The sequence below is a fragment of the Arthrobacter sp. SE2 genome, assembly GCF_058244265.1.
Genome location: NZ_JBZAYA010000017.1, coordinates 1 through 13,076 on the forward strand (window position 1 = coordinate 1; position 13,076 = coordinate 13,076).

15 protein-coding genes and 1 riboswitch are annotated in these 13,076 nt (G+C 64.5%); of the genes, 1 reads left to right on the forward strand and 14 read right to left on the reverse strand.

Annotated features, from left to right (window positions below; genetic code table 11):
• Positions 1–100: 100 nt before the first annotated feature.
• From hisF to AC4CS3_RS19060, 14 genes are all read right to left on the reverse strand, one after another.
• Positions 101–877 (reverse strand): imidazole glycerol phosphate synthase subunit HisF, encoded by a 777-nt coding sequence (gene hisF, locus AC4CS3_RS18995; protein ID WP_345446576.1) that lies wholly within the window; start codon positions 875–877, stop codon positions 101–103.
• A 24-nt stretch (positions 878–901) separates the two neighbouring features.
• Positions 902–1,762: an ATP phosphoribosyltransferase gene (gene hisG, locus AC4CS3_RS19000; RefSeq protein WP_345446579.1), complete on the reverse strand. Its 861-nt coding sequence runs from the start codon at positions 1,760–1,762 to the stop codon at positions 902–904.
• A gap of 141 nt (positions 1,763–1,903) precedes the next feature.
• Complete coding sequence (locus tag AC4CS3_RS19005) at positions 1,904–2,167, reverse strand: phosphoribosyl-ATP diphosphatase (RefSeq protein WP_018778638.1); 264 nt, start codon at positions 2,165–2,167, stop codon at positions 1,904–1,906.
• A gap of 117 nt (positions 2,168–2,284) precedes the next feature.
• Positions 2,285–2,770 (reverse strand): 6,7-dimethyl-8-ribityllumazine synthase, encoded by a 486-nt coding sequence (gene ribH / locus AC4CS3_RS19010; RefSeq protein ID WP_490784732.1) that lies wholly within the window; start codon positions 2,768–2,770, stop codon positions 2,285–2,287.
• A 56-nt stretch (positions 2,771–2,826) separates the two neighbouring features.
• On the reverse strand, positions 2,827–3,528 hold the full coding sequence (gene ribA / locus AC4CS3_RS19015; protein ID WP_490784733.1) for a GTP cyclohydrolase II: 702 nt from the start codon (positions 3,526–3,528) through the stop codon (positions 2,827–2,829).
• Positions 3,525–4,145: a 3,4-dihydroxy-2-butanone-4-phosphate synthase gene (gene ribB, locus AC4CS3_RS19020; RefSeq protein ID WP_490784784.1), complete on the reverse strand. Its 621-nt coding sequence runs from the start codon at positions 4,143–4,145 to the stop codon at positions 3,525–3,527. The genes ribA and ribB overlap by 4 nt, the downstream gene beginning before the upstream one ends.
• Before the next feature lie 71 nt (positions 4,146–4,216).
• Positions 4,217–4,855, reverse strand: a complete 639-nt coding sequence (locus tag AC4CS3_RS19025; RefSeq protein WP_490784734.1) for a riboflavin synthase — start codon at positions 4,853–4,855, stop codon at positions 4,217–4,219.
• A complete protein-coding gene (ribD, locus tag AC4CS3_RS19030; protein ID WP_490784735.1) occupies positions 4,855–6,006 on the reverse strand; it encodes a bifunctional diaminohydroxyphosphoribosylaminopyrimidine deaminase/5-amino-6-(5-phosphoribosylamino)uracil reductase RibD in 1,152 nt (383 codons plus the stop codon). The genes AC4CS3_RS19025 and ribD overlap by 1 nt, the downstream gene beginning before the upstream one ends.
• Positions 6,003–6,701, reverse strand: coding sequence for a nicotinamide riboside transporter PnuC (gene pnuC / locus AC4CS3_RS19035; protein ID WP_490784736.1), 699 nt, complete (start codon positions 6,699–6,701; stop codon positions 6,003–6,005). The genes ribD and pnuC overlap by 4 nt, the downstream gene beginning before the upstream one ends.
• Positions 6,702–6,785: 84 nt before the next feature.
• A riboswitch (FMN riboswitch) is annotated at positions 6,786–6,940 on the reverse strand.
• A gap of 79 nt (positions 6,941–7,019) precedes the next feature.
• On the reverse strand, positions 7,020–7,682 hold the full coding sequence (gene rpe / locus AC4CS3_RS19040; RefSeq protein ID WP_234750213.1) for a ribulose-phosphate 3-epimerase: 663 nt from the start codon (positions 7,680–7,682) through the stop codon (positions 7,020–7,022).
• A 91-nt stretch (positions 7,683–7,773) separates the two neighbouring features.
• Entirely contained in the window at positions 7,774–9,324 is a 1,551-nt protein-coding gene (locus tag AC4CS3_RS19045; protein ID WP_490784737.1) for an RsmB/NOP family class I SAM-dependent RNA methyltransferase, read from the reverse strand.
• Positions 9,321–10,241 (reverse strand): methionyl-tRNA formyltransferase, encoded by a 921-nt coding sequence (fmt, locus tag AC4CS3_RS19050; RefSeq protein ID WP_490784738.1) that lies wholly within the window; start codon positions 10,239–10,241, stop codon positions 9,321–9,323. Before fmt ends, AC4CS3_RS19045 begins: the two co-directional genes overlap by 4 nt.
• The gene (def, locus tag AC4CS3_RS19055; protein ID WP_345446608.1) at positions 10,238–10,804 is read right to left on the reverse strand and encodes a peptide deformylase; all 567 of its coding nucleotides are present in this window, start codon (positions 10,802–10,804) and stop codon (positions 10,238–10,240) included. Before def ends, fmt begins: the two co-directional genes overlap by 4 nt.
• Before the next feature lie 50 nt (positions 10,805–10,854).
• Positions 10,855–11,736, reverse strand: coding sequence for a cytochrome (locus tag AC4CS3_RS19060; protein ID WP_490784739.1), 882 nt, complete (start codon positions 11,734–11,736; stop codon positions 10,855–10,857).
• A gap of 538 nt (positions 11,737–12,274) precedes the next feature.
• On the opposite strand from AC4CS3_RS19060, the gene AC4CS3_RS19065 reads away from it, so the two are divergent.
• Complete coding sequence (locus AC4CS3_RS19065) at positions 12,275–13,048, forward strand: GGDEF domain-containing protein (RefSeq protein WP_490784740.1); 774 nt, start codon at positions 12,275–12,277, stop codon at positions 13,046–13,048.
• Positions 13,049–13,076 lie beyond the last annotated feature (28 nt).

Consider the following 13,076-nt stretch of genomic DNA (forward strand, 5'->3'; position numbering starts at 1 on the left):
ACCTACTCTGCCAGCCAGTCCCAGACCAGCCACAACAATCCTCACAGTCGTTATGAGGCTTCAAAACGACGTTAACTGCGAGTCAGTTGGGTTGGAAGCCTTAGCGGACCAGGAAGCCCGCTTCGCGGATCGCTGCCTTGACTTGGGCGATCATGTCATCCGGACCGAAGTGGAACACCGAGGCGGCCAGAACCGCGTCGGCACCTGCTTCCACTGCGGGCGGGAAATGCGCCGGTTCTCCAGCGCCCCCGGAAGCGATGATCGGGATGTGGACGGCCGCACGGACCAGGCGGATGAGTTCGAGGTCGAAGCCGTCCTTGGTGCCGTCGGCGTCAATGGAGTTGAGGAGGATCTCCCCCACGCCGCGTTCCGCAGCTTCCTTGGCCCACGCGATGGCGTCGATTCCCGTTCCCTGGCGTCCGCCGTGGGTGGTCACCTCGAAGCCGGAAGCCGTCGGCTCGGAGCCGGGCCTCGTCCGCCGCGCGTCCACCGACAAAACCAGCACTTGCGATCCGAAGTGGCGGGTGATCTCGTCGATGACGTCCGGGCGTGCGACGGCGGCAGTGTTGATGGATGCCTTGTCCGCGCCGAAGCGCAGGAGCTTGTCCACTTCGGCCACGCCGCGGACGCCACCGCCGACGGTCAGCGGGATGAAGACTTCCTCGGCGGTGCGGCGAACGACGTCGAACGTTGTTTCCCGGTTGCCGGAAGACGCCGTGACGTCGAGGAACGTGAGCTCGTCCGCCCCGGCGTTGTCATAGCGGTGCGCCAGCTCGACGGGATCTCCGGCGTCGCGAAGACCCTCGAAGTTGATGCCCTTCACCACACGGCCGGCGTCGACATCTAGGCAAGGGATGACCCGTACTGCTACAGCCATTGCTACTCCTGGAATTGTCTCGTGTCAGATGCGGCAGGCGTGGATGCTGCTGACCAGGATGGCGCGGGCGCCGAGGTCGTACAGCTCATCCATGATCCGGTTGGTTTCCTTTTTCGGAACCATGGAGCGGACGGCAACCCAGTCCGAGTCGCGCAGCGGCGACACCGTGGGCGATTCGAGACCCGGTGTGAGGGTGGCGGCTTCTTCCACGAGATCCTTGCGGATGTCGTAGTCCATGAGGACGTACTGGCGGGCGACGAGCACGCCCTGCAGGCGCCGGATCAGGACCTCGATCTCCTTCGCGGTGCCGTTTGCGGCACCACCCTCGCCGGTGCGGCGGATCAGGACGGCTTCGGACTTGAGGATGGGCTCGCCGAAGATCTCCATTCCGGCAGCCTTGAGCGTGTTTCCGGTTTCGACGACGTCGGCGATCGCGTCGGCGACGCCGAGACGCACGGAAGACTCAACGGCGCCGTCGAGGCGGACGACCTTGGCTTTGACGCCGCGCTCGGCGAGGTAATCGCGTAGGAGGCCGTCGTAGCTCGTCGCGAGGCGCTTGCCTTCAAGCTGCTCGACGCCGGAGAAGTCACCGACGGGGCCGGCGAAACGGAAGGTGGACGCGGCGAAGCCCAGGGGAAGCAGCTCTTCTGCTTCGACCTGTGCGTCCAGCAGGAGGTCGCGGCCGGTGATACCGACGTCGAGCGTTCCTTGGCCGACATACACGGCGATGTCCCGGGGGCGGAGGAAGAAGAACTCAATGTCGTTGTCGGGATCGACCATGACGAGTTCGCGGGTATCGCGGCGCTGGCGGTATCCCGCCTCGGTCAGCATCGCGGAGGCGGCTTCGGACAAGGACCCCTTGTTGGGGACGGCTACTCGCAGCATTGGGGGACTTTCTTGGGGAGTGGAAGGGGATGTTTCAGGCATTGTGCCCACGGCACTGTCCGCAGAGGGACGTGCAGTGAGCGCTGGGGCCACGCTGGGGCACTGTCAGGGCCTCTTCAGGTCCTGACAGAGCGGACGTGGCTAGAGATGCTTGTAAACGTCTTCCAGGCTCAGACCCTTGGCGAGCATCAGGACCTGCAGGTGGTAGAGCAACTGGGAGATTTCCTCAGCCGCGGCTTCATCGGATTCATACTCTGCAGCCATCCAGACTTCGGCTGCTTCCTCCACGACTTTCTTGCCGATGCCGTGGATTCCGGAGTCCAATTCGGCGACGGTGCGGGAGCCTGCCGGACGGGTCGCTGCCTTTTCGCTCAGTTCTGCGAACAGCGTCTCGAAATTCTTCACGCCCTACAGCCTACTTGCTCGGGGCCGGTGACCGCCTGTCGGGTCATTGCATGACGGAAGGGATGTGAGCGAACGCACAATGTGCGCAGGCACGCCCACATCCCTTTCGTCGATTTGCTAGGTGTACTGCTTGAGAGTCAGAGCGGTGGAGAGCGCGGCGGTCACGGCTTCGTGGCCCTTGTCCTCCGAGGAGCCTTCCAGTCCGGCGCGGTCCAGGCCCTGCTGCTCGGTGTCGCAGGTGAGCACGCCGAAACCTACCGGGACTCCGGTGCGGACGCTGACTTCAGTGAGTCCTGACGTCGCTGCCTGGCATACGTACTCAAAGTGCGGTGTACCTCCGCGGATGACGACGCCAAGGGCAACGACGGCGTCAAAGTGCGGCGCGAGCCGTGCCGCCGCGACGGGAAGCTCAAAGGATCCAGGGACGCGCAGCACGGTGGGCTCGGCGATGCCGGCTTCCTTTGCGGCACGCAGCGCCCCGTCGAGGAGCCCGTCCATGATCTGGGTATGCCAGCTGGCAGCAACGATGGCGAGTTTCAGCTGGTGGGTTTCCTCCGGGTTGAGGGTGGTGAGGTCGATGGTGGGGGCGCCGTGTCCGCTCATGGGTGTGTGGTAGTCCGTTCAGTCTTGGTAGTGCAGTTCAGTCTTGGTAGTGCAGTTCAGTCTTGTTCGAGGTCAAAAGTGCCGGCAGCTGCATGGGTACCGGCCGGTTCGGTGTCGCCGAGGGTCAGGCGGTGGTCCATGCGGTCCTTCTTGGTCTGAAGGTACCGAAGGTTCTCTTCACGGGACGGAACCTCGGTGGGCACCATCTCGATAACCTTCACGCCAGCCGCGGCAAGCCTGTTCTGCTTGTCCGGGTTGTTGCTCAGGAGGCGGATTTCGTGAAGGCCCATTTCGGCAAGGATCTGCGCAGCCGCTTTGTAGCAGCGTGCGTCCACCGGCAGCCCGAGCTGCTCGTTGGCCTCGACCGTGTCGAATCCGGCCTCTTGCAATGCGTAGGCCTTGATCTTGTTGGCCAGGCCGATGCCGCGGCCTTCCTGTCCGCGCAGGTAGAGCAGGGTGCCGCCCTCTTCGCGGATCAGCTCAAGGGCGTAGGCCAGCTGTTCGCCGCAATCGCAGCGGTACGAACCGAAAACGTCGCCCGTGAGGCACTCCGAGTGAAGGCGCACCAGCGGGGCCTTGCCTGCACGCGGCGCTTTCGGGGAACTCACCGCCAGGTGCTCCGCACCCGTTGCAAGGTCGGTCCATGCTTGTGCCACGAACTCACCGAAGGCGGTGGGTAGCTGGACAATCGGGCCGCCGCTCACGGGATGCGTTGCGCGCGCGGGCGTGCCGCCGTCGTGCGTTGTCGCTGTAGTCATCGCTGCTCCTCGTTTCCTGCCGGAATTGCAACCTGGTTCTCAGCCTCCGACGCTACAACATAAGCCACGAGGTCCTCGATCGAAATCAGAGGACATCCGTGCTCGGCAGCGAACTCCCGGAGGCTGTCCAGGCGCATCATTTCACCATCGTCATGTACCAACTCGGCGATCACGCCCACCGGGGCGAGCCCCGCAAGCCTGCAGAGATCAACTGCCGCTTCCGTGTGTCCCGGACGTTCACGCACTCCCCCATTAACGGCCCGGAGCGGAAAAATATGCCCGGGCCGGGTGATCGAGGACGGTGTGCTGCTCGAATCAGCGAGAATCCGGGCCGTCAGGGCCCTGTCCGTGGCGGAAATACCGGTACTGACGCCCAAAGCGGCATCGCAGGACACCGTGTAAGCAGTGCCCTTGGCGTCTTCATTGACCAGGACCATGGGCGGCAGCGCCAGGGCATCAGCCCGCGAGCCCTCGAGGGGAACGCAAATAACTCCCGAGCTGTAGCGGATGGTCCAGCCCATGAGAGCAGGCGTGGCGTGTTCGGCGGCGAAGATGATGTCGCCTTCGTTTTCGCGGTCTTCATTGTCCACAACAATGACGGGACGGCCGGCCCTCATGGCCTGCACAGCTTTCTCAACGGGATCCAGCCCCTGGCGCACCACTGTGGTACTGCCGTTGCTTGCGGCGCTCACTGGGCAGCCCCAGCGGCGATTGCCGGCGAACGGAAGGACAGCAGGCGCTCGGTGTATTTCGCGAGGACGTCCACCTCAAGGTTGACGCGCCCGCCTATGGCCTTGGCCCCGAGACCGGTTTCGTCCAGCGTGGTGGGAATGAGGCCCACTTCAAACCAGGGCTTCTCTTCTTCGGCCGGGCTGACGGCCGTGACGGTGAGTGAAACGCCGTCGACGGCGATCGACCCTTTTTCGGCGATGTAGCGTGCCAGCGGGGCCGGCACGGCGAAGCGGAGGCGGTCCCAGTTGCCCAGCGACTCGCGCTCCAGAAGCTGCCCGACGCCGTCGACGTGGCCCTGGACAACGTGGCCGTCCAAGCGGCCGCCCGCCTGGACACAACGCTCGAGGTTCACAGTGTCACCCGCCGTCAGTTCGCCGATGGTGGTCCGGACGAGGGTTTCGCCCATGACGTCGACGCTGAACTCCCGGCCGTCGATGTCCGTTGCGGTGAGGCACACGCCGTTGACGGCGATGGAGCCGCCCAAGCCAAGGCCTTCAGTGGTGCTGGGGGCCATGAGGCGCAGCGTCGCGCTGGCCTCGCCGTCGTGCCCGACGGACAGGACCGTGCCTTGTTCAGCGACGATTCCGGTAAACATCAGTGTCCTCCTGTGGTGGTGTCCGAGGCGTCCTTGCCCGGAAATGGTTCGTGGTGTTCGGTATGGGCCTTCATCCAGGCCGGCTTGTTTCCGTCCGATGGTCCGGACCTCAAATGCAGCCTGAGGTCTCGGCCCAGTGCATGGACCGCACCGCCACCGGCGTCGTCCCAGTTCCAGCGCTGGGCGTCGGCGAGGGTGGAGATGCCGAGATCCGTCAGGGCAGGTGTACCGGAGCCCAGCAGGGTAGGCGCAAGATAGACGATCAATTCGTCCACAAGACCCGCGGCGAGGAAGGCGCTCAGGATGCGGGAGCCGCCTTCCACCATGACGTGCCGGACGCCTTCGGCGAACAGCAACTCCAAAGCTTCGGCAGGATCGCGGGTTGGCAGGTGGATGAACTTGCCGTCGCTCCCCCGGACAGCGGCATCCGAAGGGACATCCCGCAGCCCCATGACGGCCCGGAGTGGCTGGCTTTGCGATACTTCGCCATCCGGCTCCCGCGCCGTCAGCCGCGGGTTGTCCACCAGGACGGTTTCGGTGCCCACCAGAATGGCGTCGATCAGGCGGCGCAGTCCGTGGTTGTCGGCGAGTGATTCCGGACTGGAGATCCATTGGCTGGTCCCGTCGGTAGCCGCGATCCTACTGTCGAGGGTCTGCGCAATGTGAAGCGTAACGAACGGACGCCTCGCCTCCACCGCATTGAACCACTCGCGGTTCAGTTTCCAGGCCTCGGCGTCAGCCAGCCCGGACCGCACGTCCACGCCGGCAGCGCGCAGTCTGCCGGCACCTCCTGCGGCCGGATCGTGGGGGTCGTCGACGGCGTAAACCACACGTGAGATGCCAGCGTCAATGATCGCCTGGGTGCAGGGTCCCGTGCGCCCTATGTGGTTGCAGGGCTCCAAGGTCACCACCATGGTTGTTCCGGCGAGGTCGAGGCCCCTTGCCTGCGCTTTCGCGATCGCATCTGCCTCGGCGTGGGGCGTGCCGGCGCCGCGGTGGTAGCCCGTGACGAGTTGCTCTCCGTTGGGCCCAAGCACAACCGCTCCCACCAAGGGATTGGCGCCACGGTGTCCCCGGAGGGCCACGTGCAGCGCCGTCTCCATGGCCGCGGACTCAGCCTCCGGGAAATTCAGCTTCGAGGCGTCGCTCATGAAAGGGCTCCTGCAGTTTCCGGCTCGGGCGTTGGCCTGAGCGGCCGGCTTTCACGTCGATCTGCGCGCCACCAGACAAAGAGTCCGGCAAGTGTGAAGAACCCGTAAAAGAGGTACATGAATGCGCTGGCAAAATAACCCGCGCTGAAAAGCAGCGGAACTCCCACAATGTCCACGGCAACCCAGATCAGCCAGAATTCAGTCCAGCCGCGTGCCATCCCATACGTTGCCAGAAGTGAACCCATGAAGGTCCAGGCATCTGCCCATACAGGAGGGTAGGAACCCATGGAATCGAAGACGGGAGTCAGGGCGGCGGTTCCCGCAATCATGGCTGCCACCATTCCGATCCGCACTTTGGGGCTTGCCCAGCCGGGCACGATGGCGCGGCCGTGGGTGCCTGCTTGGAGGCCTTGCCGCCAGCGGTACCAGCCGTAGGCGGCAACGCTGATGAACATGATCTGGCGTCCGGCTTGGCCCCACAGGGTTGCCGGCGAGGCGGCACCGAAGACGTTGCCAAGAAATACCGTCAACAGGAGCAGGTTGCCTGCGATCCCGACGGGCCATGCCCAGACTTTGCGGCGCATGCCGCCCAGGGCGCTGGCGAGCCCGAAAATATTGCCTAGCACTTCGCGAAGAACAAGGACAGATCCACCTACGGGAATCTGTGCTTCGAAGAGCCATCGCAGAAAGTCCATGTCGTTCCTTCCCTCGAATGCCGCGATGGCTCCGGGGGTGTACGACAGCGCAATGCCGGGCGCACGGAACGCCCAAGCATGACTGTACGTGCTTCTCCCATCCAGACTTTAACTGTCGGTACTGGAATTCCACCAGTTCAACCGTCCGCCGTCGTGATTCCCGTGAAGGAAACGCGATGGCTCGCGGGTCGCGGACTATAACCGCCGGTTCGGAATTACACCGACCCCGGAGCACGTATGTGTGTTGCTATTCTGACACAACTGGAGCAATGGCCGTTGTATTCCCTGACCAATATGCAGGCAATTGCGTCATTGTTGTCACATAGCCGCGAGGCCGGCGGCGCGCAGCCGCTCGATAGCCGCAGCGGGGTCCGCATGGCCGTAGACGGCGGATCCGGCAACGAACACATTTGCGCCGGCTTCTGCTGCCCGGACAATGGTCTCCTCCGTGACGCCGCCGTCGACCTGGATTGCGACGCCGATGCCGGAGCCGTCGATCGCCGCACGCGCCCGCCGGATCTTCGGCAGCGTGACGTCGAGGAAGGACTGCCCGCCGAAGCCAGGCTCCACGGTCATGATAAGGAGCATGTCCAGCTCGCTGAGCATGTCCAGGTATGGTTCCACGGGCGTGGCCGGACGAAGGGCCATACCTGCCTTGGCACCGCGGGCACGGAGCTCACGGGCGAGCTTGATGGGAGCCATCGCCGCTTCCGCGTGGAAGGTCACTGAAGCCACACCGGCATCGGCGTAGGCCGGCGCCCAGCGGTCGGCGTCGGCGATCATCAGGTGGGCGTCCAGCGGGACCGGGCTCACAGCCTGGATCCGCTCCACGACCGGCAGGCCGAGCGTCAGGTTCGGGACAAAGTGGTTGTCCATGACATCGACGTGGACGGCGTCGGCGTTGCTGATTCTCTTCAGCTCGGCTTCCAGGTTCACGAAATCCGCGGACAGGATGCTCGGGTTGATACAGCACTCAGTCAAGGCAGTTCCCTCAAGGTTGGTGGCGGTCTGGTGGTTGGCAATTCTCCAGCTTAGGCACGCGGGACTTTCAGCCGGGGAAAGGCGCCGAAAGTTACGGCTTCTTCCGGATAAGCGCCAGGAACATCGCATCGGTTTGATGCACGTGGGGCCACAATTGTGCGGTCAACTCGTGCCCGGCGCCGAGGTTGCCGGTCAGGCTGACCGAGTCCAGGGCCGCACCGGAGTCGATCTGCTCCAGGTCGTCCCGCTTGCGCAGGACATCGCTGACGACGGCGGTGGTTTCGGCCGGATGCGGGGAGCACGTCACGTACGCCACCACTCCGCCCGGTTTGACGGCGTCGATTGCCGAGTTGAGCAATTCACGCTGCAACGGACCGAGATCGGCAAGGTCCTTTGGGGTCCGGCGCCAGCGTGATTCGGGGCGGCGGCGCAGCGCTCCGAGGCCGCTGCACGGGACGTCGACCAGCACGCGGTCGAAAGTTTCCGGTTGTTCCTTGCCTACATCGCGGCCATCGCCTACCCGCACGCTCCAGGCGTCCCCCGGAACCGCCGAGAGGGCTTGGCTGACCAGCTTTGCCCGGTGTTCTGCGGGTTCATTGGCCAAGAGGCTCGCACCTTCCTGGCGGGCGAGGGCGGCCAGCAGCGCGGCCTTGCCACCGGGGCCGGCGCAAAGGTCCAGCCACTTCTCGCCTTCTTTGGCGCCCCGTCCGAGGTCCACGGCCGCAACGGCGCGGGCTACCAACTGGGAACCGACGTCCTGGACGCGCGTGGTGCCTTCGCGGATGGAGGACATGCGCCCGAGGTCGCCGCCGCTGGACAGCGCCGAGTCGATGACGAGTTCGCCGGGAGTGGCCCCGCTTTCCAGTGCTTCATCAAGATTGCCGATGCCGGGCAACGCCACCAGGTTCACCACAGGGGCCGCGTTGTCGGCTTCGAGCAGCTCGGTGATTTCGCTCGCGGGACGGCCATGCATGACGAGCGATTGGCGCAGCGCCCTGACAATCCATTCCGGGTGCGCGTGGCGTACGGACGCGATCCTGGTCTCGTCGGTCTCGTTTTCCAGCAGGTGGTCGAGCCACTCCGGAAGCGTCCTTGCGGTGACTTTTCGGAGCACCGCGTTGATGAGCGACGACGGGCCTGCTCCGATGACCGCGCGGGCCAGCCCGACAGTCTGGTCGAGTGCGGCGTGGGCAGGAACGCGCATCGCGAGCAATTGGTGGGCACCAAGTCGCAACGCATCCAGGACTGCCGGATCCAGTTGGGCGAGGGGCCGGTCGACACACTCGGCCAGGACGGCGTCGTACATCCCCTGGCCGCGCAGTGCCCCGTAGCTCAGCTCGGTGGCGAATCCGGCGTCGCGCTTGTCGAGGTGGTGGTGGCGGATCCGTGAAGGCAGCACGAGGTTTGCGTACGCGTCTTCCGAAGCGACTGCGCGCAGGACTTCGAACGCCACCAATCGTGCCGGATCCGCGCGCCGGGTCCGCTGGGACGGTGCGTTGGTGGAGAAACCGCGTTGCGGGCCCCTGTTGCGTTCGCGGCCTTGGGCGTCGCGGTTGCTTTCGCCGCGGGGACCGCGGTTGCCGTGGCCCCCGCCGTCCCTGTTCCCACTGTTGTTGGGGCCGCGCCGGCCGGACTCATTCATTCGAATTCCACGCTTTCTGGTGTTGCCAAACCACGGGCCCAATCGGCCGACGGCATCATCTTCTTGCCCGCAGGCTGGATCCCCCTGAGCTGCACTGCATGTGATCCGGTCCCGACCAGGACGTTCTTGCCGTCAACCCGGACCTGGCCGGGTGCAAGGTCCCGGATGTCCGGGCGCAAAGCTACAGGCTCCAGCTTGACGCGCTGTCCGTCGAGCATGGTCCATGCTCCCGGTTCGGGCGTGACCCCACGGGACCTGCGGTTGATGGCGAGGGCCGGTTGCGTCCACTCGAGCCGGCCGTCGCCGAGCGTCAGTTTGGGCGCGAGCGAGACGTCGCCTTGCTGCGGCTGGGGGGCCGCTTTGCCGGACTCGACGGCGGAGAGGGTCTGGGCGAGCAGGATCGCGCCGCTGCGCGAGAGCCGCTCCAGCAAGTCTCCGGCCGTGTCTTCAGGGCGTACGGTTTCCGTCAACGTCCCGAAGACCGGTCCAGTGTCGAGTCCTTCCTCGAGGAGGAAGGTAGCGGCTCCGGTGATGTCGTCGCCGGCGATGACTGAACGTTGGACCGGCGCGGCGCCGCGCCAGGCAGGGAGGAGGGAGAAGTGGAGATTGATCCAGCCGTGGCGCGGTACTCCGAGCGCGGCCTTGGGGACGAGGCCCCCGTAGGCGACGATCGCTGCGACGTCCGGCTCGTACGAAGCGATCCGCTCGGTGGTCCCGGCGTCCACCTTGGAGGCGTGGATGATGTCGATGCCGAGTTCAGCTGCACGTGCTGCCACGGGCGACGGCGTCAGGATCCGTTTGCGGCCGGTAGGGGCGTCCGGCCTGGTCAGCACCGCCACGATCTCAAAACCGGCCTCGATCAGCGCGTCAAGGGAAGGGACTGCGACTGCCGGAGTGCCGGCGAAAAGCACCCTCATTCGGCGGCTCCGAAGCTGCCGAAGCTCGAGCCCACAGTGTTGGCCCTCTTGGCGGTGGTCCGTTCAGTCACGGAGTGGTAGTTCGCTGCGCGGATGGCACGGAGGGCGGTTTTCCGGTCCTCACCCTCCAGGCGGTCCGTGAACAGGATCCCGTCCAAGTGGTCGGTCTCGTGCTGGAAGCAGCGGGCGAGCATGCCCTCTGCCTCGACGGACACGGGGTTGCCGTTCAGGTCCACGCCGGTGGCGCGGGTGGTCCTGCGGCGGCGAACCGGGAACGCGAGTCCGGGAATGGAGAGGCAGCCTTCTACCTCGTCAGGTTGGAAGTCATCGCTGCTCTCGAGCACGGGGTTGATGATGTGGCCTTCCACACCCCCGATCCGGTAAGTGAAGACCCGCTGGCTGACGCCGATCTGCGGCGCGGCGAGCCCGGCACCGTCCACGTCTTCCATGGTCTCGGTCATGTCCGACACGAGTTTGGCGAGCTCTGGCCCGAATTCCGTGACTGGATCAGCAACCGTGCGGAGCACGGGGTCGCCGATGATACGGATACTCAAAATGGCCATGTGCTGTCTTTCCTCACGATCGGCGAAGCTTGGATCCCCGCAAAAGGGGCCTAGGCCAGTTTAGTTGAGGCCGCGGGCGCCGCGGCGGCAGGGTACGACGGCGGAGCTACAGGGAGCAACGCCGTTCCGGCTGCGGCCACATCGGCAGACATCTCCCACACCCGTTTCAAGGCGCAGAACTTCCACCAGTGGTGCTTGAGGACGTCCGGGTTGGCGCGCTGGGGACGCACCTCGGTCTCGCCGATAGCCACCGCGAGCAGGACAGGGTTTTCACCGTATTTCCACGGCTCCCACTCCCCTGCCACTGGATCCACAAGGCTTTCTTCGGCCTTCATGCCCGCAACCAGTTGCATCACCACCTTGTCGTCGAGAGGTTTCACTGTTCCATCGCGGGTGGTGCCTTTGGTCTTGTAGTCGATCAGGCAGACCCTGCCGTTGATTTTGGCGACGAGGTCCAGGGTTCCGGCATAGCCAACGCTGGCGTTCCACACAGTGATCTCCGGCGCAATGGGCTCCACCCGGTACAGCTCCCACCACTCATCGAAACGGGCCGCGAAGGCTTCCTCGCCGTTTGAAGCGAGCTCGTCGCGCGTTTCCTTCACGCGGTGCGGGCGTCCGAGAGCGCGGAGGGCCACTTGCTCGCAGTAGTTATGCACGCGGTCACCACGGCGTGCGGCATCGTCCCGGTACACCTCCGCAGCCTTTGCTGCCTTGTTGACGGCCTGCCTCATCTTGGCAGGACTGGAAAGATGCTGCGGGAGCTCAGGGTCTTTCGCCAGGCTGCTGGCACCCATGTAGCCGAACCAGCCGTCCAGGGAGTGGGCCTGCTGGCCGATCACCGTGGTGATGGAAGGGACCGAGAAGGTCTCGGACGTGGACCGGGCATACATCCGGCCGTATTCGGTGGCATGGGCAAGCAGTGGATCTGTCATAGGAAAACTCTTTCACACACCGCTGACAGGAAGATGCGGAGCCTTAGTGGCTGCGGACGGAACTTCACGGCCTGGTAATTAATTAAACCCTCATGCATGGCGCACAGGGTTCTTTGACTCCCGGTGCCATAATTGGTCACGTCCGCGGATACGGGAGCGAATAGTGGTCCTCGATATAACAACACTGCGAGTGGCTCTAGGCGTGGTCGCCCTTACCCTGCTCCTTCTGTTTTACGCATCGTTTAGGCGCACGCGGTCGTCCTACAACGGGTGGTGGTGCATCGCCCTCTTGTTCTTCCTCGCTGGAAACCTCGCCTTCCTTCTCAACGGGACGCCACACCAAATCTGGGCGAATCCCTCGGGGAACGTCCTCTTGGTGGCTGGAGCGCTGAGTGTGTGGACCGGCGCCCGGTCTTTGAGGATGTTGCCGCCGCCAAAATGGCAGTTTGCTACGGCCTGTGGAATCACGGCCCTCGCGTCCGTATTGGAGAGCCCCGGTTACAACACCTGGTCCGGGGGCTTGGTATATCTAGGATTCATGACGTTGGGCATCGCGTTGGCGTCGCGCGATCTGTGGCTGCTGGATTCCAGCTACTCCCATGTGCACAAGTCGATGGCGTTGGCCGCGGGATTCCTTGCCGCGTACTATTTCTGCCGCCTGGCCGTGTACCTCGTCGAAGGTCCAACCGGGCCGACCTTCCGCATGTATTTTGGCCCGTCGATTGCCAGCCTGGTCACGCTGATACTTCTGGTTGCCGTGTCTTTCAGCATGACCGCCCTGAGCAACGATCAGTTGATCAACCGGCTCAGTGAACGCGCTGCCCGCGACAACCTGACCGGGCTTCTCAATCGCGGCACGTTCATGGACCTGGCCACGAAGGAACTCGAGCGCCTGCACACCACAAACTCCGTCGCTTCCTTGATCCTGGCCGACCTGGACCACTTCAAAGCGATCAATGACGAATACGGTCATGCCGCCGGGGACGCCGCGCTACAGGCGTTCGCGGTTGCGTGCACCGAGTCGGTACGATCCACGGACCTGGTGGGAAGGTATGGGGGCGAAGAGTTCATCTTGCTCTTGCCGGGGGCCAGTCAGGAGCGGGCTGAAAGCATCGCGGCCGACATCAATCGCTCTTTGGCGACAGCCAAAAAGCTCGACGACATCCACGTTCCAACGGTGAGTTACGGGGTCACCTCAACTGAGTTCGACGCCGTCGACCTCACCGCGATGATTGCGGCCGCCGATGCTGCCCTCTACGAAGCCAAGTCACTCGGAAGGAACCGGGTGGTAAGGGCAGAGCCTCGCGCATGATCGGGTCTCGATGGGCTTGACGCAAGGA

What these genes read in the sequence shown, in the direction of transcription:
- hisF (WP_345446576.1), bottom strand. Translation starts at nt 877, where the DNA reads ATGGCTGTAGCAGTACGGGTCATCCCTTGCCTAGATGTCGACGCCGGC.
- hisG (WP_345446579.1), bottom strand. Translation starts at nt 1,762, where the DNA reads ATGCTGCGAGTAGCCGTCCCCAACAAGGGGTCCTTGTCCGAAGCCGCC.
- ribH (WP_490784732.1), bottom strand. Translation starts at nt 2,770, where the DNA reads ATGAGCGGACACGGCGCCCCCACCATCGACCTCACCACCCTCAACCCG.
- ribA (WP_490784733.1), bottom strand. Translation starts at nt 3,528, where the DNA reads ATGACTACAGCGACAACGCACGACGGCGGCACGCCCGCGCGCGCAACG.
- ribB (WP_490784784.1), bottom strand. Translation starts at nt 4,145, where the DNA reads ATGAGGGCCGGCCGTCCCGTCATTGTTGTGGACAATGAAGACCGCGAA.
- AC4CS3_RS19025 (WP_490784734.1), bottom strand. Translation starts at nt 4,855, where the DNA reads ATGTTTACCGGAATCGTCGCTGAACAAGGCACGGTCCTGTCCGTCGGG.
- ribD (WP_490784735.1), bottom strand. Translation starts at nt 6,006, where the DNA reads ATGAGCGACGCCTCGAAGCTGAATTTCCCGGAGGCTGAGTCCGCGGCC.
- pnuC (WP_490784736.1), bottom strand. Translation starts at nt 6,701, where the DNA reads ATGGACTTTCTGCGATGGCTCTTCGAAGCACAGATTCCCGTAGGTGGA.
- AC4CS3_RS19045 (WP_490784737.1), bottom strand. Translation starts at nt 9,324, where the DNA reads ATGAATGAGTCCGGCCGGCGCGGCCCCAACAACAGTGGGAACAGGGAC.
- fmt (WP_490784738.1), bottom strand. Translation starts at nt 10,241, where the DNA reads ATGAGGGTGCTTTTCGCCGGCACTCCGGCAGTCGCAGTCCCTTCCCTT.
- def (WP_345446608.1), bottom strand. Translation starts at nt 10,804, where the DNA reads ATGGCCATTTTGAGTATCCGTATCATCGGCGACCCCGTGCTCCGCACG.
- AC4CS3_RS19060 (WP_490784739.1), bottom strand. Translation starts at nt 11,736, where the DNA reads ATGACAGATCCACTGCTTGCCCATGCCACCGAATACGGCCGGATGTAT.
- AC4CS3_RS19065 (WP_490784740.1), top strand. Translation starts at nt 12,275, where the DNA reads ATGACGTTGGGCATCGCGTTGGCGTCGCGCGATCTGTGGCTGCTGGAT.